We start from the raw sequence: 20,254 nt of genomic DNA, 5'->3' as shown, positions 1-20,254 counted from the left end.
TGGTCGACCGGTCGCGGGGAGGCCGGCCCGGCGGCGGTCAGGACAGCAGGTTCGCCGGCGGGTCCGGCTCGACCAGGGCGGTCTGCACCTCGGTCAACCGACGACGGGTGATGTGCTGCGCCCGGCCGGTCGGCAGCACCCGGGGTCGTACGTTGTTGAACAGCACACCCTCCGCCGGCGGGCAGGACAGCAGCAGAGCGGGGCTGTTGACCTCCATCAGGGTCCGTAGCAGCGGATCCATCATGGCCCGGGACAGTCCGTTGGCGCTGCGTGCCACCACCAGGTGCAGGCCCAGTTCGGTGCCCTGGGCGAGGAACTCCAGCAGTGGACCGAACGGGTTGACCCCGGACGAACCCGACACCATGTCGTAGTCGTCGACCACCAGGTACAGCTCCGGGCCCTGCCACCAGTCCCGGCGGCGCAGCTGCGCCGGGGTGATGCTGGAGTCGGGCAGCCGCTGACGCATGGCGCGGGCCACCGACTCGACCATCTGTTTGATTCCGGCGGCCGACACCCCGTAGCCGAGCTGGTGCTCGGTGGGGATGGCATCGTAGAGGCCACGGCGGACGTCCACCGCCATCACCCGCGCCTCGTCCGGGCTGTAGCGGGCGACGACGGCGGCGACCACGAGCTTGAGCAGGTTGGTCTTGCCGGTCTCGGCGTCCCCGGCGACGACCAGGTGCGGGTTCTCCTCGAAGTCGTGCCACTGCACGCCCAGGGTCTGCCCTTCCCAGCCGAGGGGCACCCGCAGCGATCCGTCCGCCGCCGGAAGCTGGTCGGCTCCGAGTACCGCCGGCAGCATCCGTACCGCCGGCGCCCGTTCGCCCGGCCAGGCGGCGCGGATCGCGTCGACGGTGGCGGAAACCCCGTCGCCGGGGTCCCCGGTGTCACCCACCAGGTGCGACAGCCGGGGCAGCGCGGTCAGGAAGTGCAGCTTGGTCTCGGTGATGCCCCGGCCGGGGATCTTCGGCACGGTCTGCGCGACCCGCATGTTCACCATCGAGTCGACGGCGTCGCCGAGACGCAGCTCGAGCCGGGTGCCGAGGAGATCCCGCAGGTTCGTGGAGATCTCGCCCCAGCGGGCGGCCGCCACCACCAGGTGCACGCCGTAGCTGAGCCCACGGGACACGATGCTGGTGAATGCGGGGGTCAGGTCGATCAGGTCGTGACGGACCGTCGCCCACCCGTCGACGACGAGGAACACGTCGCCGTGGGTCTCCTCGGGGAACTCACCGGCGGCCCGCCGACGCCGGAAGTCGACCATGGAGTCCACCCCGGCGGTGGCGAACAGCCGTTCCCGGCGGCTCATCACCTCCAGTACCTCGGCGATGGTGCGGCTGATCCGTTCGCTGTCGAGCCGGCCTGCGACCCCGCCGACGTGCGGCAGGCGGGCGATGCCCGACAGCAGGCCGCCGCCGAAGTCCAGGCAGTAGATCTGCACCTCGGTTGGGGTGTGTGACAGTGCCAGGCTCATGATCAGCGTACGGAGCAGGGTGCTCTTTCCACTCTGCGGACCACCGGCGACGCCGACGTGCCCGCCGGCTCCGGCCAGATCGACGGTGAGCAGGTCCCGCCGCTGGTCGAAAGGCCGGTCCACGACGCCGACCGGGACGGACAGCTGCGCCGGGTCGGCCCGCCGTCGCCAGGTGAGTCCGCGCTGCGGATCGGTGCGCACCGGCGGCAGCAGTTCGTCGAGGGTCGGCGCGTCACCCAGAGGTGGCAGCCACACCTGGTGGGCCGGGGGGCCGCTGTCGCGCAGCCGGTCCAACGCGAGCTCCAGCAGCGACGGCGCGTCCTCATCGGTGGGGCCGGCCGGGTCGTCGCCGGGTGCCGGTTCGACCGGCGGCGGCTGGTCGTCGTCCGGACGCTCGACCCAGCCGCTGTGGTAGGGCACCACCCGGGTCGCGACACCGGTCTCCGGACCGGACCTACGGCTCGGCCGGTAACGGCCCGAGACGTACGCCGCCTTGAACCGCACCATCGTGGTCACGTCGGTCTTGAGGAACCCGTTGCCCGGCTGCGACGGCAGCTCGTAGGCGTCCGGTACGCCGAGGACCCCGCGGCTTTCCATCGCCGAGAAGGTACGCAGGCCGATCCGGTACGACAGGTGGGACTCGAGCTGGTGCACCCGGCCCTCGTCGAGCCGCTGCGACGCCAGCAGCAGGTGCACACCGAGGCTGCGCCCGAGGCGGCCGATCATGACGAAGAGGTCGATGAAGTCCCGGTGCGCGGCGAGCAGCTCGCTGAACTCGTCGACCACGACGAACAGGCTGGGCAGCGGCGTGAGGGTGGGGTCGGTGCGGGCGCGACGGGCCGCGTAGTCGGCGGCGGAGGTGACCCCGACCCGGCGCAGCACTTCCTGGCGGCGGACGATCTCGCCGTTGAGGGCATCCTCCATCCGGCCGACCAGTGCCTCCTCGTCAGCGAGGTTGGTGATCACCGCCGAGGTGTGCGGCAGCTGGTCCAGCCCGAGGAAGGTCGCCCCACCCTTGAAGTCGACCAGGATGAAGTTGAGCGTCTCCGACGAGTGGGTCAGCGCCAGCCCGAGCACCAGGGTCCGCAGCAGTTCCGACTTGCCGGATCCGGTGGCGCCGATGAGCAGCCCGTGCGGGCCCATGCCGCCGCGCGCGGACTCCTTGATGTCCAGTTCGACGCTGCGGCCGTCGGCGGACACCCCGATCGGCACCCGCAGACGGCGGTCGGCCGGCCAGCGCTGCCACAGCTGCGCCGGGTCGTGCCGGTTCAGGTCGGCGATGCCCAGCATGGTGGTCAGTTCGACGTCGGCGGTCAGGGCCTCCCCGCTGTCGGGTCCACCGCTGAGCCGCAGCGGGGCGAGCGCGGTCGCGAGCGCGGTCGCGGTCGCCGGCCCGAGTCCGACGGGGCGGCCCAGGACCGTCACCCGCTCGGACTGGTCGGCGGCGGCGGTGACGGACTCGACCTGCTGTGCCGAGATCCGCAGCCACAGCGTCTGCGCGCCGGTCCGCCACGGTAACGCGCCGGCCAGGTCGAGCACGGTGACGTTGCGGTACCCGTCGTAGCGGATCCGGTGGTTCTCCGGCACCTCGACCCCGTCGAGCAGCACGATGACGTACGGCTCGTCGACGCTGGCCGTGGCCTCGGCGGTGAACCCGCCCCGGGCGGCGAACTCCTCACCGAGCAGTCGTTCCAGGTCGGCCACCCGGTCGGTGAACAGCCGTACCGGTCCGGCCCCGTCGTCGTCGTCGGGGTGCAGCGCGTGCGGCAGCCACTTGACCCACTCCCACCGTTGCCGTACCCCACCGTCGGCGACGACGACGATCCGGACCTCCTCCGGCCCGTGGAACACCGCCGTCTCGGCGAGCAACGCGCGGACCAGCGCCACGGCGGTGGGACGGTCACCGTGCAGCAGTACCCGGGCGTAACGGCCGAGCGTCACGGTGATCGGCTGGTCCGGCACGGTGCGGTACGCCTCGACGAAGCGTCGCAGGGCGTGGGCGGACAACGGTTCGAGATTCTCCACCGGCTTGGTGTTCAGCGGGTGGAACCGCAGCCCGAGCGGCTGCACGCCGGTGGCGAGGCGAATCTCGGTGAAGTCGTCGTGGCTCGGTCGCCGTTCCCACATGCGGGAGGTGCCGACGAAGTTCGGCAAGGCCTGCGGATCAGGGTGACGCCACTGCTGGGCACGGTGGTGGCTGATCACGGCGGCACGGACCTGTCGGCGGATCCGGCTCAGGTAACTGAGGTAGTCCCGCCGTTCGCCGTGCAGCTGCCGTTTGCGGTCGCGTGCGGTCCGGAGCACCTGACTGAGCACCATGGCCAGGGCGGCGATGAGGATCAGTCCGACCGCGAAGATGGTCAGACCGGCGCCGCCGCCGCCGACCGGCCGCAGGAAGATGATCACCATGCCCAGCGAGGCGAGCGCCATCGGCAGGTAGCTCAGCATCTGCGACAGACCGCTGACCGGCTCGGGCAGCTCCGGTGGTTCCTGGAGCGTCATGTCGCCCTCGACGGCTTCCGGCCCTGGCGGCCGGGGCGGCCGTCGGATCAGCAGCGTGCTCACCGCGCCATCCTGCGCCGCGGCCCGGCGACAGGCCAGAAGGCGGCGATTGTCTGGGGATTCACCCAGTCTCCGATGGACGGATTGGACAACCCGCTGGTCATCGGACTATTCCAGTGTGATACCGGCACGGTTCATGGAAAGGCTACCTCTGGTGGCAGACGTCGACACCTTGTGCCGGCTGGTCGTCGTGACGCCCTCGGGGCGGGTCGAGTTGGCGTTGCCCACCGACGTGGTGATCGCCGAACTACTGCCGACCGTCGTGCGCCTCGGCGGCGAGGATCTCGCCGAGGCCGGCATCCCGCACGGCGGCTGGGTCCTGCAACGGCTCGACGGCAGCCGGCTCGACGGCGAACAGACCCTGCGGGCGGCGGGCCTGGTCGACGGCGAGCACCTGCACCTGCGGCCGTACTACGCCGAGATTCCGGCGGTGCACTTCGACGACATGGTCGACGGGGTGGTCACCGCGATGGCCGAACGGTCCGACACCTGGCGACCGGCCTGGACCAGGGCGCTGCTGCTGACCTGGGTCGCCGCCGCGCTCACCCTGCTGGGGCTCCTGCTGACCGGAGCCGGTCGACCGGGGACGTTCGCGGCGCTGGCCCTGGGCGTGGTGCTGCTCGGCGCGGCCGCCGCGGTGGCCCGGGCCCGGGTACATCCGGCGGCGGCCGGGGTGCTGGCCACCGGTGGTACGGCGTACCTGTCCCTCGGAGTCACCGTCTTCGCGCCGGACGCTGGTGCCGCGCTGCTGCTGGCCGGGCTGGCGGTGGTGGCGGCGGCGCTGGTGGCGGTACCGGCGGTCGGCGCCCGGATCGCGCCGGTGTTCACCGCGGCCTGTCTGATCGGCGGCCAGGCGGCACTGGCCGGGGTCGTTCTCCTGGTCGGCGCCACCGCAGCCGGCGCGGCGGCAATCGTCGCGGTCACCGCAGTGGTGGTCAACTCGCTGCTACCGGCCACCGCCTTCCGACTCGCCGGGCTACGGATGCCGATGCTGCCGGCCGACGCCGGCCAGTTGGCCGAGGAGGTCGAGCCGCTGCCGGACAGCGGCGTCCGGCGACGCACGGCCCGCGCCGACGTGTTCCTCAACTGGCTGTACCTGGCCAGCGGCGCCGTCGAGGCTGCCTGCCTGTTCGTACTGTCCAGTCAGGACGGTTGGTGGACGTTCGCCCTCACCTCGGTGCTCACGCTGCGGCTGCTGCTGCACGCCCTGGTGCTGCGGGCCCGCTGGCAGCGGCTGGCGGCGGCGCTGCCGGGCAGCGCGGGGGTGGTGCTGATCCTGCTGGACCTGGTGGCGCGGACCGGGCCGATCGGGTTCCTCGTCATCGCCGGTGCCCTGATCGCCGCCTCGGCCGGCCTCGTCGTTGCCAGCCACTACGTGCCCGGCCGACGGTTCGTACCGTACTGGGGGCGGGCCGCGGACCTGGCGCACACGGTGGCGGCGGCCGTGACGGTGCCCCTGATGCTCCAGGTGCTCGGCCTGTACGGCCTGATCCGCAGCGTGATGGGCTGAACTGGTGCAGTCCCGCCGCGATCAGGTCCAGGCGCACATGTTCATGATGAGCCGGTTGTCGGCGGCGCTGCTGCGCTCGGCCCCGGACCATCCGGACCAGCCCACCGGGCGGTCGCTGCGGGGCATCGCCGGCGGCCTTGCCATCGCGTTCATCGTGGCGGTGCTGGTCACCATCGTCACCGTCCTGTTCCCGCCGGCCCGCGAGGTCAACTGGCGGGTCAACGGCGCGGTCGTGGTCGACCTCGACACCGGGGCCCGCTACCTGTACGCCAACGGCGTGCTGCATCCGGTGGCGAACCTGACCAGCCTGCAGTTGCTGCTCGACAACAAGCCGTCGGTGGTGACCGTCCGCGGTGCCGCGTTGACGGGCACGCCACGCGGCGTACCGCTGGGGGTGGTCGGCGTGCCGGAACGGCTACCTGACACCGCCGGGCTCAGCGTGGCGCCCTGGCTGGCCTGCGCGGGACATGCCGGCACCGGTGACGACGCCGCGCCCCGGTTCACCCTGGAGGTCGCCGCCGCGCGCACAGTCGCCCCACTCGGCGGTGACGCGGCGCTGGTGGGTGCCCCGGACGGCAGCGTCCACCTGCTGGTCGGCGAGACCCGGCACCTGATCGACACCGACGGCGGGGCCCGGGAGGCGTTGGGGTACGGCGCCGCGACGGTCCGCCCAGTGCCCGCCGAGTTCCTGCGGTTGCTGCCGGCCGGGCCGGACCTGACGGCGCCGGAGGTGCCCGGGCGGGGCACCTCCGGCCCGACGCTGGCCGGTCGTCCCAGCCGGATCGGCCAGCTGTTCAGCGGGCCGGGCGGGTCGGCGTACCTGCTCACCGCCGACGGTCTGGCCCAGTTGACCCCGACGGTGCTGGCGCTGCTGATCGGCGACGCCCGCACCCAGCAGCAGGCGTACGACGGAGCCACCCCGCAGCTGGTGCCACTGGGCGCCAACGACATCGCCGAGCATCGCTCGGACACCCCGCTGGGCACCCGGATCGACGCGCTGCCAACGGCACCGCCGGCACCGGTCGACCTGGCCGGCGTGGACCTGTGCGCCAGCGTGTCGGCCGACCAGCAACAGCCGACCCTGACGCTGGTCACCGCGCAGCCGCTGACACCCGTGCCGGGTGGCGTCACGACCGGTGGCACCCTGCCGGCCGGCGTGGTGCCGGGGTGCGGTCAGGTGGACCAGGTCGCGGTCCGCGGCGACACCGGCGTGCTGCTGCAGACCACTCCGACGGCGGCCTGGTACCTGGTGGCCGACAACGGCGTACGGTATCCGCTCGGTGCCGACGGACCGGCCGCCGGGCTCGGCTACCGGGGCGCGCCGGTGGGACGGCTGCCGGCGGCCCTGGTCGATCTGCTACCGACCGGTCCGTTACTGGATCCGCAGGCGTACCGCAGCGGCACGGCACCGGCGGGGCCGGCCCGGCCGGACTGCGACTGATACCCCGGCGGCGCAGACCCGGCGGCTGAGCGGCGTACGGCGACAGTCAGCGGGAGGTGTCGCCGCTGGCGGCAGAGTCGGCACCCCAGGTGTTCTCCTCGCCCCGGATGGTGTCCTCCATGGTAGGCACCCGTGTCGCGGCGAGCCCGGACTCCCGGGCGTCGCCGACCGGCAGGTCCTCGGCGGCGTCCTTGGCCGGCCGGTGGGTCGTTCCGGGCCGCTGCGGGTTGCCGGCCAGCACGTTCAGGATGTCGTCCGCGGTCGCGGGTGCGGGCGGCTCCGGGGTCGACTCGGTCGTCTCCCACGGCCAGCCGCGCGGCTCGTCGCTCTTGCGCCGGTTCGCCCTGCTGCGAGCCTGGTCGATCTCCTCCCGCAGGGGGTACGGCGTCCGGTTGCGGGGCTGGTCCTGGCTGCCGCCACCACCTCCGCCGCCGCCACCGGGCGGTGGCAGGTACGGCGGATAGTTCGACCCCGCCGTACCACTGGCACCCGCCGAGGGGCCGAGCCCGGCACCGTCGGACGTGCCCGCCGACGCCGGCGTCTGCCCCGCCGGCACCTGGCCTGGCGTGCCGCCGACTCCGCCGACCAGCGAGCCGGGGCCGGACACGCCCCCACCTGGGGTGCCGTCGCCGCCGACCAGGTCGGCGGCGGGCGGCACCAGGACACCGGGACCGGGTCGGGGAATGTCGAGGCCGAAGTCGTCCCGGCCGCCGACCAGATCGGGGCGGGGCGTCGGGCTCGGCACGACGACCTCCGGCGGGACGATCGTGCCAGGTGGGGGGACGGGGCTGCCCGGGCTGAGCCAGTCCACCGGGGTACGGGTGCCGCCGTCGGTGACCAGGTCGTAGCCACCCTTGCCGTCCGGCACCAGCACCAGACCTTCGATGGTGCGTCGGGTACCGTCCGGGCTGACCAGGTCGACGCCGCCGTCGCCGTTGGGTAGCAGGCGCACCCCGTCGGTGTCGCCGGGAACGAGGTCGAACCCGCCGACCGGGGTGCGGGTGCCGCCGTCGGTGACGAGGTCGTAGCCGCCCTTGCCGTCCGGTACCAGCTCCAGACCGCCGATCGAGCGCTGAGTGCTGTCCGGCCCGACCAGGTTGAGGCCGCCGTCACCGCCCGGCACCAGCCACATCGGGTTGGGGTCGCGGGCGAGGTCCCAGGCGGTCTGCAAGTCCGGTGGTGGGCTGTCGAACCCGCCGGCGGGTGGTTCGAGTCGGCCGACCTGGGGGGCGGGGGCGCGGGGAACGTCGGTGACGATCGACGAACCGGGCGGCACCAGCACCGGTGCGCCATCGCCGTCGCGAACCGGTTGGCCGTCCGGGCCGGTCACGGTGCCGTCCGGGCCGATCCGGGATCCGGGCGGCAGCACCACCGGTGCACCGTCGGCGTCAAGGATCGGCCGGCCATCCGGTCCGAGCACAGTGCCTTCCGGGTACTGCAGTCGTGCCGGGTCGTTGCCACCAGAACCGGACTGCGGGGCCGTAGGCAGCAGGAGGGGTCCAGGGTTGACGGTGGCGAACTGGTTCGGCCCGCCCTCACCACGCAGGATACTGTCGAAGTCCTCCTTCTGGGCGGTCAGGTCGTTCTGCAGCCCGTCGATGACCCGCTCGTAGTCCTCCTTCATGCCGGCGATGTTGGTGCGCTGATCGTCGTTCAAGTCCTTGATGATCTCGTCGTACGACTCTTTCTGCGCACGCATGTCATCCTGAAGGTCGTCGATGACCCGCTCGTAGTCTTCCTCCATCTTGTTCATCGCTTCGCGGTTGTCGTCGTTGTTCTGCTTCAGGATCTCCTCGAACTCGTCCTTCTGGTTCCGCAGGTCGTCCTCGAGATCAGCGATGATCTTGTCGTACCTGTCGACCAGCTTGTCGATGGTCTTCTCGTAGTCGTCCTGGAGCTTCTCGATCTCACTGTTGCCGTTGCCGCCGCCGGAGCCGCTGGAGGTCGGCGGCACGAGCCGAGGGGCCGTATCGAACTTCGCGTTGGCGAAGACCTCGGCGGAGGTGCCGTACTGGGTACGGATCGAACTGATGACGGTCCGCCCGACAGGGTCGAGGATCTTCTCGACCTCGGCGAGCCAGCTGGCCTTCGCCGCCTTGTCGACGGCGTCGCGCATCACCTGGCTACGAGGGTCGTAGCTCTCGTTCAGGAAGACCGGCTTGTTGTCCTCCAGGCGCACCGCGTTCTGGACACCTTTGTAGTGGTCGTGCAGCGCGTTGAAGACGTGGTAGCGGGGGACCCAGGACTCCGGGTCGGAGTAGAAGGCCACGTGCCCGCGGTACAGGTCGTTCAGCGCCTTCTCCATCGCCAACACCCCGTCGCCGATGGCTCTCGGGACGCTGGTCGCCCCACCCGGATACACCTCCCGGTGCACTTCGCGCAGGCGTTTCTCGAATTCGCGCAGCAGCGCCGCGAACTGCCCGGCCGCTGAACCCTCCCACGCGCTGGCGTCGGTCTTGAGCTCGCTGGCGTAACGCTTGAACTCGTTGGCCCAGTGCTCCGCCCATTTGCCGACGCCAACCAGGACCGTCTCATTTGTCCAGAACGTGCGGCGGGACGCCACGTCGTTGGCGGCCGGGTTGTAATTGATCAGCGAGTTGAGGCTGAGCTGCAGATTCTCGAACCGTCGGATCGGGCTGTCCTTGGGCATCGACTCGAACTGGTCGTCGAGCTTGAGCCCGGCGACCACCCACTTGTCGACATCTATCTCGTCCTGCTGCCACTGCCAGACACCTTGCTGCGGGCCGGTCGTGTAGGGCGTGCCGAGGCCGGTGCCCTGGACGGCGAAGACGGCGAAGGCGTCGAAGTCCTTGTAGCGCAGGTTGGCCGAGGCGGTGGGCGGCGGATAGGAGAGCACGAGGGCGTCACCCTCGGTGACCCACTTGGGCGCGTCCGGGCCAGCGACGTGCTGGCGGTAGGCGACTTCCGCGTCCGAGGGCAGGAACAGCGCGTTGGCCAGCTCCCACTGCTGATCGCTGGCCGGTACGGTGTCGACCACTGTGCGTTGCCTTCAGGTCAGCCGACGACTACGGACGCAGGTTCGGGACGGGCTGCCACACGTCGCGCACCAGGTCGAGCATCTGAGATGCGGTAAGTGCGTCGTTGCTGCCGATGTCGAGCGTTTCCTTGGCCTCCAGGAAGTCGTCACGCAGCTGCTCGATGAGGTCGAACAGCGCGGCCACGTTGCCCTTGGCCCCGTCGGCCAGCGTGGCGAAGGCCGTCTCCACCTGACCGACCTCGGTCAGCACGTTCTCGTTGCCGGCGAGCAGGACGCTGAAGGGGGCGTCGTCGGCCGGCGCCGGCGGCTGACCGGTGTAGGCGAGCAGCCGCTTGACGTCCGGATCGTTCTTCGCCTCGGCAAGGAACGCCTCGAACCGCCGACGGACCGTACTGTTAAGATAGCTGTCCGTAACGGTGAATGTCTCCTCCGCCACCGGTCACCTCCGCTTCGACGTCGGGTCAGCGGCCGACCGGAGCGAGGATGTCGTAGATGCCGTCGTTGGTGTCCCAGCTGGCACCAGTCACGCCCGCGTTGTCCTCACCGGAGTCGATGATCTGGCCGACGAAGGTGGTCTTCTCGCCGAGATCCTGGAACTTGATCATCACGTTGTTGTACGCACTGATCCACTCGTCGATCTTGGCCTGGAACACCGAACTGGAGCCCGCCTGGTACGTCGCGCGGATCTCACCCTGGATCCGGTACGCGGTCTGCCCTGCGGTGATCATGCTGCTGACGTGGTCGTCCAACGCAGCGATCGCTGCGACGAACCCAGCGTCTTCCTTGTTGAAGTTGCCGTTCACCGTTCGCACCTTCCCGTCCGCACCCGATCTTCGTCGGGACCGACCCGACGAATCGACCCGGCGACACAGCACCGCCGCACGCCAGCGTCGTCGCATCAGACCACGGCGGCAATAGCGGATTCCCTAGACCTGCATCGAGGTCGCCGAGACTTGCGCAGGTCACCGGGCAGCGACGATGATCGGCGGGCCGATCCGACCCACCAGTGCCGGGTCGGGTTCGACACCTCACACACTGATTTGAGATCATCGATTCTCGTGGAGACCGTTCAAGACCGCCCGCCCGCCACCCGCCCGCTCCTGTGGCGGTTCCTGCGGCACGAATGGACCCTGGCCGTACTCGGCGGCCTCTTCGTCGCGGTGGTGCTGACCTGGCCCACCCTGCGTCACCCTGCCAGCACCATCCCGGGTGACATCGCCGACCCGACCCTGCAGGCGTGGCAGATCGCCTGGGGCGGGCACGTGCTGACGACCGACCCGGCACAACTGTGGCACTCGAACACCTTCTTCCCGGAGCGGTACACCTACGCGTACAGCGACACGCTGCTCGGCTACGCGCCCGCCGGGATGATCGGTTCCGGTTTCGAAGCGGCCCTGGTCCGCTACAACGTTCTGTACGTCCTGCTGCACGCGCTCGCCTTCGTCGGCGTGTACGCCCTGGTCCGCCAACTCGGCGCAGGCCGCATCGGCGGCGCGGTGGCCGGCGTCGCCTGGGCCTTCGCCCCGTGGCGACTCGCCCACTCCGGGCATCTGAACATCCTGTCGGCCGGTGGAATCGCGCTGAGCCTGGCGATGCTGGCCCGCGGCCACGGCTGGTCGCTGCGGCACGGGTACCGGCCGGAGCGTCGCCGGCCCGGCTGGGCCTTCGCCGGCTGGTTGGTCGCCGCCTGGCAGATCAGCCTCGGCTTCGGCATCGGCCTTCCGCTGGTCTACTTCCTGCTCGCCGCAGGGATCGTCGCCGCCGTCGGTTATGCCTGGTCCTGGTGGCGAAAACGGCAACGACCCGTGTTCGGTCGGCGGCTGCTCCTGGCCGACCTGGCCGGCGGAGTGCTATTCGGGGCGGTCACCCTGGGCATCGCCATGGCGTACTTCCGGGTCGTCGAGCTCAACCCGCAGGCGGAACGCGGGCTGGAATGGACCGAGTTGTTCTCGCCGCCGTGGATCGGCCTGGTCACCGCGCCTGGCGAGTCCTGGTTGTGGGGCGACCGGCACGCGGCGACCCGCGCCGAACTGGTCTGGCCCCCGGAGATGGCGCTGCTGCCCGGTGTCACCCTGATCGCGCTGGCCGCCGCCGGCCTGGTGGTCTCCTCGTTCCGGATCCGGCACCGGGTGGCGCTCGGAGCCGGCGTTCTCGCCACCACCCTGCTCGCTCTCGGCTCGACCCTCGGTGGCGACGGCGACCCCGGTTATCTGACGTTGTCCAAGCACCTGCCCGGCTGGGACGCGCTGCGCACCCCCGGGCGGATGATGCTCTGGACCAGCCTGCTGCTGGCGGTGCTGGCCGCCGGCACCCTGACGGCGGCGGCCGCCGCGCTGCGCCGGTTCACCCGCGAGTGGCCGGACACCCGACGACAGGCGGTACGCGCGGTACTGCTGATACCGCTGGCGCTGGTGCTGCTCGAAGGCGTCAACCGGGTCGCCCACCCGGTCGTCCCGCGACCGCCGGCCGCCTGGCAACAGATCACCGAGCCGGTCCTGGTGTTGCCGAGCGACGCCGGGGCGTTCGAGTTGAACGTGATGCTCTGGACCACCGAGGGAGACTTCCCCCGGGTAGCCAACGGACTGGCCGGTTTCGTGCCGGCCAGCCAGGAGCAGACCCGGGCGGTCACCGCTTTCTTCCCGGACCCGGCGAGCGTCGCCTACCTGCGTCAACTGGGTGTACGCACCGTCCTGGTGATGCCGGACCGGCTGCCCGGTACGCCGTGGGACGGGGTCGCCCAACGGCCGGTCGACGGGTTGGGCATCACCCGGGAGGAGGTCGACGGTGTCCTCGTCTACCGACTCGACTGACCCCGACGACAGACCGTTGCGGCTGTCCGTCGTGGTGCCCTGCTTCAACGAGGAAGCCTCCCTCGTACCGCTGCACACGGCCGTGTCGGCCGCGCTGGCCGCGCTGCCCGACATCGACGTCGAGTACGTCTACGTCGACGACGGCAGCACCGACGCGACCCTGGCACGACTGCGCGAGCTCGCCACGGGGGACCCTTCGGTCCGATATCTCGCGCTCAGCCGCAACTTCGGCAAGGAGTCGGCGATGCTCGCCGGGCTGGACCGGGCCGACGGCGACGCCGTCATCGTGATGGACGCCGACCTGCAGCACCCGCCGCGCCTACTGCCCGACATGGTGGCGTTGTACCGGCAAGGCTACGACCAGGTGATCGCCTGCCGGGATCGCCGTGGTGACCGGTTCGTCCGGACCGTAGCGTCCCGGGCGTTCTACCGTCTGATGAACCGTTGGGTGGACGTGCAACTGCTGGACGGGGCCGGCGACTTCCGGCTGCTGTCCCGGCGGGCCGTGCAGGCGCTGCGCACGATGCCCGAGTACAACCGCTTCTCCAAGGGCCTGTACTCGTGGATCGGTTTCAACACGGTCGTCTTCGCCTACCCGAACGAGGCCCGCGCCGGCGGCGGCGGCAGCCGGTGGAGTCTGCGTTCGCTGCTCAACTACGCGTTCGACGGGCTGCTGTCGTTCAACAACCGGCCGCTGCGTTCGGCGATCTACGCCGGTATGGGGCTGACCGTGATCGCTGTGGCGTACGCGGCCTGGGTGGTCGCCGCCGCGTTGATCCGGGGGATCGACGCCCCCGGCTACACCACGATCATCGTGAGCGTCATCGGCCTCGGCGGCATCCAGATGATGATCCTCGGTGTGATCGGCGAGTACATCGGCCGGATCTACTACGAGACGAAGCGCCGGCCGCACTACCTGGTGATGGAGTCGAACTCCGACGTCGGGGCGGCGTCCGCCGGGCCGGCGGTCTACCCGGCCCCGCGTCGTCCGGCGGCCGACCCGGCGGAGGCTCCCGCCAAAGTCCCCTCCGAGGCCCCCGCCGAGATGACCGCCCGGGTGGAATGATCCGCCTGGCCGGATCGTTGTGCATGGTCAGCAACGCTGAGTAATCAGCGTGCCTGCCGCCTCGGGTCGCACACCCGGCCCGCCCGCTCTCGGCAGGCCCGCCTGGCGTCCCGGCGGACCGGCCCCGACAGGCTGGCTTGCCCGTTGCGCCCGCGTGGGGCGCTCTGGCGGACCGGTACTGCGGTAGAGCAGTATTCCTGTGAGGAATAATCATTCCTCTGAGGTATATCGTCCAGACCGGTATCCCTGTGTAGTGCCGTCACGGTCGGTGACGTGGCGGACCGCGAGGCCACTGCGGGGAATGACCGGCCGGCCCGCGTGGTTGTACATGGTCGCGACGCACGGAAGGCCAGCCCCGAGCGGGCGAGAAGCCGCCGCCGCGTCCCCGTACCACCCGGACGACCGTTTACCGCACACCCCACACGACCGCCCGCCCCGGCACGCTTCCCGGGGCCCGGGTGGCGGGTGTGCCCCCTCGGAAAACGGAAGGTGGACCCCCCTATGACCACGATCATCACCCGCACCCTGGCCACCAGCCTGCGCACCACCGCCCTGGGCATCGCCGGTCTCACCCTGGCCGGCGGCGCGATCGCCGGCCCCGCCCTGGCCGCCGACCACGCCCCCACCGCCCTGGCCGCACCCGCCGCAGCAGCCGCGAGCGACAGCGGCAGTGTCGACACCGCCAAGCTGATCCCGCACGGTGTGCAGGGCGAACAGTCCCGCATCACCCTGTCGGGCGAGCAGACCGACAACGTCAAGGGCATCATCGCCGCCACGAAGAAGGCCGGCATGGACGAGCGGGCCGCCGTGGTCGCGATCGCGACCGCGCTGCAGGAGTCGAAGTTGGAGAACCTGGGCCACCTGGGTGACCGTAACGACCACGACTCGCAGGGCCTGTTCCAGCAGCGGCCGTCGTCGGGTTGGGGCACGGTGGAGCAGATCACCGACGTCGAGTACTCGACCACCGCGTTCCTCAACGGGCTGAAGCAGGTCGACGGCTGGCAGGACATGCCGCTGACCGAGGCCGCGCAGACCGTGCAGGTGTCGGCGTACCCGGACCACTACGCCCAGTGGGAGACCCAGGCCGCCGAACTCGTCGCCCAGCACTGGAACAGCTGACCTCGACGTAGACGCAGACACCGTGCAAGGGCCGGACCCCGTACCCGGGGTCCGGCCCTCGCACGTGTTCGGGGACGGTCAGGTCTACCGAGTGGCGTGTCGATCCGCCAGGTATGCGGTGCCGGCCTCGGTCAGCCGCCCGAACAGTCGTAGCCGGGCCATCCCGCCGTCGGGAAAGATGTCCAGCCGCACGTGGGTCGCGGCACGGGGTGTGGGCAACCGGAACCGGTGCCGGGTGTCCGGCTGCAGCGGGGTGACCGGCAGCAGGTCGTACCAGCGATCCGGCGTGTCCGGGCCGGCACCGGGCGCGTCGGCGACGGCGGCTGAGGCGTCGCGGCCCCGCAGCCGGGCCGCCGCCGGCGCGTTGCCCTTGAAGTGGCTGGTGTCCAGTTCGACGAACTCGACGACGCCGGGCGCACCCAGCCGTACCTGCACCCAGTCGTTGCCGTCGTCTCGACGGCGCGCGGTCTCCCAGCCCTCCCCCATCGTGCGGGCCGGTCCGGGCAGCAACAGCTGCTGCGGCGAGCCGTAGAACCGGTCGCTGCAGGCCTCGACCCGGCCACCGTTCTCCACTGCGACGAGGTCCAGTACCTCGGTCAGCAGGTGCGGGTCGGGCACCGGCTCGCCGTGCACCCGCAGCCGGGCGACCCCGCCGTCGGGATGGATCGTCAACCGGACATGGGTCAGCCGCTGCGGTACGTCCACCGGGATCACCACCCGGTCGTTGCCAGCCAACGCGGTCCGCGCCACCAGCGGGGTCCACTGCGCCGCAGCAAGCTCCGCTGGCCCCGGATGACCGGCGAGGCAGCAGCCGTCGACCGTCGCGTACGGCGGGTAGTTGCCAGTGAAGAAGGCGGTGTCGATGACGATGGCCCGGGCGATGCCGGGTGCACCGAGCCGGACGATGGCATGGTCGGATCCGGGCTGGCGGCGACGTCGGGTCTCCCAGCCGTCGTACACCTGGCCCTTGGCACCGAAGGTGCTGGCAGCGAAGACCGGCGGACGCGGATCGACCAGATTGTCGGCGGCGGCGAAGAACTCATCGTTGGCGCTCACCACGCCCCCGCCCAACGCGCGGGAGGCCAGGTCGGGCAACCAGGTCAGGTCGAAGTCGCCCGGCAGGTCGGGCAGGGTGGAGGATACGCGGCTACCGGTCATCCGTCCCTCTCGTGATCAGGCGGCCGCGCGGCGCGTCCGGGTTGACCGGCGCGCCGCGCAGCCAGGTGGCGCGGACGATGCCGGTCAGGCGTCGTCCGTTGTACGGGGAGACCGGGTGCCGCTGGCGCAGCCGGCCCGGGTCGACGTGATAGCTCGGCGTCGGGTCGAAGGCGACCAGGTCGGCCTGGGCACCGACCACGATCCGCCCCTTGTCGGCCAGGCCGACGAGGTCCGCCGGACCTTCGGCCATCCAGCGGACCACGTCGCCGAGGCCGAATCCGCGCCGGCGCGCCTCGGTCCAGACCGCCGGCAGGCCCATCTGCACGGAGGCGATCCCGCCCCAGGCCGTGGAGAAGTCACCGGTGTCGGGGGTCTTCAGCGCCGGCAGGCAGGGCGAATGGTCGGAGACGACGCAGGAGATGGTGCCGTCGGCGAGCGCCGCCCACAGGGCGTCCTGGTTGGCGCGGTCGCGAATCGGCGGGCAGCACTTGAACTCGGTGGCGCCGTCCGGGATCTCCTCCGCCGACAGGGTCAGGTAGTGCGGGCAGGTTTCGGCGCTGACCGGCAGACCAGCCCGGCGGGCGGCGGCGAGCACCGGCAGCGCGCCGGCGGCGGACAGGTGCAGGATGTGGATCCGGGCGCCGCCGCGCCGGGCGACGTCGATGGCGGCGGTCACGGCGTCGACCTCGGCGGCGGGTGGTCGGCTGGCGAGGAAGTCCCGGTAGCGGGTGGAGGGGACGGCGGTGTGCAGCTGGTCGGGTTGCTCGGCGTGGATGACGAACAACGCGGGTACGGCGGCGAACGCGGCGGCGAGCTGCCCAGGGTCCAGTGGTGGGAACTCCGGCACCCCCGAGTCGGCCAGGAACGCCTTGAACCCGAAGACCCCGGCGGCGTACAGGTCGGGCAGCGCGGGCGCGTTGCCGGGCACGGCCCCGCCCCAGAACCCGACGTCGACGTGGCACTGACCGGCGGCGGCCTGCTGCTTGACCACCAACGCGGCGGTGTCGACGGTCGGCGGCAGGCTGTTCAGCGGCATGTCGACGATGGTGGTGACACCGCCGCCGGCGGCGGCGAGGGTGGCGGTGGCGAACCCTTCCCATTCGGTACGGCCAGGTTCGTTGACGTGCACGTGGCTGTCGACGAGTCCGGGCAGCAGGGCGACGTCGCCGAGGTCGGTGTCGACGGTCGCCGGCACCTGTTCCCGGTAGTCGGTGACGGCGACGATCCGACCGCCGCCGACCGCGACGGCCGCCGGCCGTTCACCGTCGGGCAGCACCGTGCGGCGGGACCGCAGCACCAGGTCGACGGTCATGCGGCGGCTCCCTGGGCCGGTTGCGCCACCGCGACCAGGTCGGTACGGGCGAACCCGACCTCGGCGGTGTCGACGGCGCCGCAGTCGAGTCCGCGCAGCAGGAACCCGGCCAGCGCCCGGGCCGTGGCCGGCTCGTCGAGGATGCCGCCGGCCCGGCGGTCCAGGTAGGCGCCGAGCCGGGCCACGGTCGACGCCCGCCCGTCGCGGTAGAAGGCGTAGGTGGCGGCGAACCGGGTCGGCAACTGCCCGGGATGCAGATCCCAGCCCTGGTAGAAGCCGCGTTCGAGGGAGCGACGCACCAGGTTGGCATGCTGCCGCCAGGCGGCGTGCACGGCGGTGGTGTCGCCGACCGGCAGGATGTTGGTGGAGCCGTCGCTGAGCCGTACGCCGGTGCCGGCGGCGGCGACCTGCATGACGGCCTTGGCATGGTCGGAGCTGGGGTGGTCCATACTCAGGTAATCGGCGGCGACCCCGCATCCGGTTCCGTAGTCGTAGGTGCCGAAGTGCAGTCCGGTGCAGCGGCCGGCCGACTCGCCGATCAGCGTGGCGACGGTGGCGCGGCCGTCGGCGCCGAGCACGGCCGCTGGCGTCTCGATCTGGATCTCGAACCGCAGCGTGTCGCGGGCCAGCCCGTACACCTGCTCCAACCGCTCGCACACCCCGACCATGGCGGCGACCTGGCCGGGGTGGCTCACCTTCGGCAGGGTGACCACGAATCCGGCGGGCGGCCCGCCGCAGGCGTCGAGGAACAGGTCGAGGCTGCGGACCGCGCGGCGGCGGGTCGCCGCTTCCAGCGATTTGATCCGTACGCCGACCCACGGTGGTGCCGTGCCGGTGGCCCGTGCCGTGGTGAGTGCGTGGGCTGCGGCCCGCAGGTCGGCGTCCTCGGTTGCGTCGTCGCGGCCGCCGTAGCCGTCCTCGACGTCGATGCGCAGGTCCTCCACCGGTTCGCGGGCGAGCTTGGCCCGTACCCGGTGGTCCAGCTCGGCCGGGTACGGCGCCGGCGGGTGCGCGTCCAACGTGGCCAGTGCCGCCGCGCCCCAGGTCGGCACCAGGTCTGCGGTGACCCGGTCGGCGGGGACGTAGACGGTGTGCACCGGCTGGCGTTGCGGCGTCTGGCCGGGGTAGCGCTGCCGCAGGGCGGCGTCGACCTCGGCGAGGCGGTCGTCGATGGCGGCGTAGTCCGCCGCGGTGAGCCGGGGCATCAGTCGATCAGCCGGTACGCCGGCAGGGTGAGGAAGTCGACGAAGTCGTCGGCGAGGGCGACCTCGACGAACAGGGCCCAGGCGTCCGGGAACCGGCGGGCCGTCCAGTCCTCGCTGGTCGTCTCGGCGCGGATCGCGGCGAGTTCGGTTTCGCCGACGGCGCGCACCAGGTCGGCGGTGACCGGGGTGCCGTCGGGCAGCCGTACCCCGTTGTGGATCCACTGCCAGATCTGCGAGCGGGAGATCTCGGCGGTGGCGGCGTCCTCCATCAGGTTGTTGATCGCGACGGCGCCGTTGCCACGCAGCCATGCCTCCAGGTAGCGCAGCGCGACCGCGACGTTGCCGCGCAGCCCGGCAGCGGTGACGGCCCCGCCGGTGGCGGCGACGTCGAGCAGCTGGTCGGCGGTGACGGTGACGTCGGGCCGTTGCCGGTCGAGCTGGTGGGGCCGGTCCCCGAGGACCTCGTCGAAGACTTCCCGGCAGACCGGCACCAGGTCGGGGTGGGCCACCCAGGAGCCGTCGAAACCGTCGCCGGCCTCGCGGAGCTTGTCGGCCCGGACCTGGTCGACGGCGCGGGCGGTCGCCTCGGTGTCGCGCCGGTTCGGGATGAACGCTGACATGCCGCCGATCGCCATCGCCCCCCGCCGGTGGCAGGTGGCGACGAGCAGTTCGGTGTAGGCCCGCATGAACGGTGCGGTCATCGTCACCGCCGACCGGTCGGGGAGCACGAACTTCTCCCCGGCGTCGCGGAAGTTCTTGATGATGCTGAACAGGTAGTCCCAGCGGCCGGCGTTGAGGCCGGTGGCGTACGGGCCGAGTGCCCAGAGGATCTCGTCCATCTCGAACGCCGCGGTAATCGTCTCGATCAGGACGGTGGCCCGGATGCAGCCGGTCGGCAGACCGAGGGTGGCCTCGGTGTGGGCGAACACGTCGTGCCAGAGGGCCGCTTCCTCGTGGCTTTCCAGTTTCGGCAGGTAGAGGTACGGTCCGCTGTCGCGGCGCAGCAGTTCGGCGGCGTTGTGGAACAGGTACAGGCCGGCGTCGACGAGGGCGCCGACGGCGGGGCCGCCGTCGATGTCGAGGTGGCGTTCGTCGAGGTGCCAGCCCCGGGGCCGGACCACGATCGTCGGGTACGGGCCGGGGCCGAGCCGGTAGGTCTTCGCCCCGGTCCGCAGGGTGATGGTGCGCCGCACGGCGTCGGCCAGGTTGCGCTGCCCGCCGATCACGTTGGCCCAGTGTGGGGTGTTGGCGTCCTCCAGGTCGGCCAGCCAGACGCGGGCACCGGAGTTCAACGCGTTGATCGTCATCTTCCGGTCGGTGGGTCCGGTGATCTCGACCCGCCGGTCGGTCAGGTCCGCTGGTGGCGGCGGTACGGTCCAGTCCCCGGCGCGCACGGCGGCGGTGTCCGGCCGCAGGTCCAGCCGGCCGGTGCGGGCGATCTCGGCGCGTCGGCGGCGGCGGGCCGCGAGCAGGTCGGCGCGGCGGCCGGCGAACCGCCGGTGCAGGTCGGTGAGGAAGGCGACGGCGTCGTCGGTGAGGACGTCCGCGACGTCACCCGACGGTGCGGCCGACTGCGCGGCCTGGGTGCGGGACATGGGC

Annotated in this window: 13 protein-coding genes; 5 read left to right on the top strand and 8 right to left on the bottom strand. The window is 71.6% G+C overall.

The window, feature by feature from the left end; translation table 11 throughout:
* Positions 1-37: 37 nt before the first annotated feature.
* Positions 38-3,976, bottom strand: a complete 3,939-nt coding sequence (gene eccCa / locus O7608_RS20030; RefSeq protein ID WP_502959223.1) for a type VII secretion protein EccCa — start codon at positions 3,974-3,976, stop codon at positions 38-40.
* A gap of 214 nt (positions 3,977-4,190) precedes the next feature.
* Here eccCa and eccD point away from each other — a divergent pair, with 214 nt between their 5' ends.
* Together eccD and eccB are read left to right on the top strand one after the other, a co-directional pair.
* Positions 4,191-5,546 carry a type VII secretion integral membrane protein EccD gene (eccD, locus tag O7608_RS20025; RefSeq protein ID WP_289206062.1) on the top strand — a complete coding sequence of 452 codons (1,356 nt, stop codon included), beginning with the start codon at positions 4,191-4,193 and terminating at the stop codon, positions 5,544-5,546.
* A gap of 4 nt (positions 5,547-5,550) precedes the next feature.
* On the top strand, positions 5,551-6,987 hold the full coding sequence (gene eccB / locus O7608_RS20020) for a type VII secretion protein EccB (protein ID WP_289206061.1): 1,437 nt from the start codon (positions 5,551-5,553) through the stop codon (positions 6,985-6,987).
* Positions 6,988-7,033: 46 nt separating this feature from the next.
* Here the strand turns inward: eccB and O7608_RS20015 are convergent, their stop codons facing one another.
* Genes O7608_RS20015 through O7608_RS20005 form a run of 3 tightly spaced genes read right to left on the bottom strand, consistent with a single transcriptional unit; the run spans position 7,034 to position 10,788 of the window.
* Entirely contained in the window at positions 7,034-9,985 is a 2,952-nt protein-coding gene (locus tag O7608_RS20015) for a hypothetical protein (protein ID WP_289206060.1), read from the bottom strand.
* Between the two features lie 28 nt (positions 9,986-10,013).
* Entirely contained in the window at positions 10,014-10,421 is a 408-nt protein-coding gene (locus tag O7608_RS20010) for a hypothetical protein (RefSeq protein WP_289206059.1), read from the bottom strand.
* Between the two features lie 25 nt (positions 10,422-10,446).
* Positions 10,447-10,788 (bottom strand): hypothetical protein, encoded by a 342-nt coding sequence (locus tag O7608_RS20005; RefSeq protein ID WP_289206058.1) that lies wholly within the window; start codon positions 10,786-10,788, stop codon positions 10,447-10,449.
* Positions 10,789-11,043: 255 nt separating this feature from the next.
* On the opposite strand from O7608_RS20005, the gene O7608_RS20000 reads away from it, so the two are divergent.
* The 3 genes from O7608_RS20000 to O7608_RS19990 all read left to right on the top strand — a co-directional run bounded on the left by O7608_RS20000 (position 11,044) and on the right by O7608_RS19990 (position 14,980).
* Entirely contained in the window at positions 11,044-12,795 is a 1,752-nt protein-coding gene (locus O7608_RS20000; protein ID WP_289206057.1) for a putative glycosyltransferase family protein, read from the top strand.
* Positions 12,770-13,861, top strand: coding sequence for a glycosyltransferase family 2 protein (locus O7608_RS19995; RefSeq protein ID WP_289206056.1), 1,092 nt, complete (start codon positions 12,770-12,772; stop codon positions 13,859-13,861). The genes O7608_RS20000 and O7608_RS19995 overlap by 26 nt, the downstream gene beginning before the upstream one ends.
* 525 nt (positions 13,862-14,386) lie before the next feature.
* On the top strand, positions 14,387-14,980 hold the full coding sequence (locus O7608_RS19990) for a hypothetical protein (RefSeq protein ID WP_289210954.1): 594 nt from the start codon (positions 14,387-14,389) through the stop codon (positions 14,978-14,980).
* 84 nt (positions 14,981-15,064) lie between these two features.
* Here O7608_RS19990 and alc read toward each other — a convergent pair whose 3' ends face one another.
* Genes alc through aceB form a run of 4 tightly spaced genes read right to left on the bottom strand, consistent with a single transcriptional unit; the run spans position 15,065 to position 20,250 of the window.
* Positions 15,065-16,138, bottom strand: a complete 1,074-nt coding sequence (gene alc / locus O7608_RS19985; protein ID WP_289206055.1) for an allantoicase — start codon at positions 16,136-16,138, stop codon at positions 15,065-15,067.
* Entirely contained in the window at positions 16,128-17,450 is a 1,323-nt protein-coding gene (allB, locus tag O7608_RS19980; protein ID WP_289206054.1) for an allantoinase AllB, read from the bottom strand. Before allB ends, alc begins: the two co-directional genes overlap by 11 nt.
* Positions 17,447-18,655: a DUF6986 family protein gene (locus O7608_RS19975; RefSeq protein ID WP_289206053.1), complete on the bottom strand. Its 1,209-nt coding sequence runs from the start codon at positions 18,653-18,655 to the stop codon at positions 17,447-17,449. Before O7608_RS19975 ends, allB begins: the two co-directional genes overlap by 4 nt.
* A complete protein-coding gene (aceB, locus tag O7608_RS19970; RefSeq protein ID WP_289206052.1) occupies positions 18,655-20,250 on the bottom strand; it encodes a malate synthase A in 1,596 nt (531 codons plus the stop codon). The genes O7608_RS19975 and aceB overlap by 1 nt, the downstream gene beginning before the upstream one ends.
* Positions 20,251-20,254 lie beyond the last annotated feature (4 nt).

It is taken from the genome of Solwaraspora sp. WMMA2056 (genome assembly GCF_030345095.1).
Lineage (GTDB): Bacteria > Actinomycetota > Actinomycetes > Mycobacteriales > Micromonosporaceae > Micromonospora_E.
The sequence above is the reverse complement of the archived record's forward strand: the minus strand, read 5'-3'. Positions and strand labels throughout refer to the sequence as shown.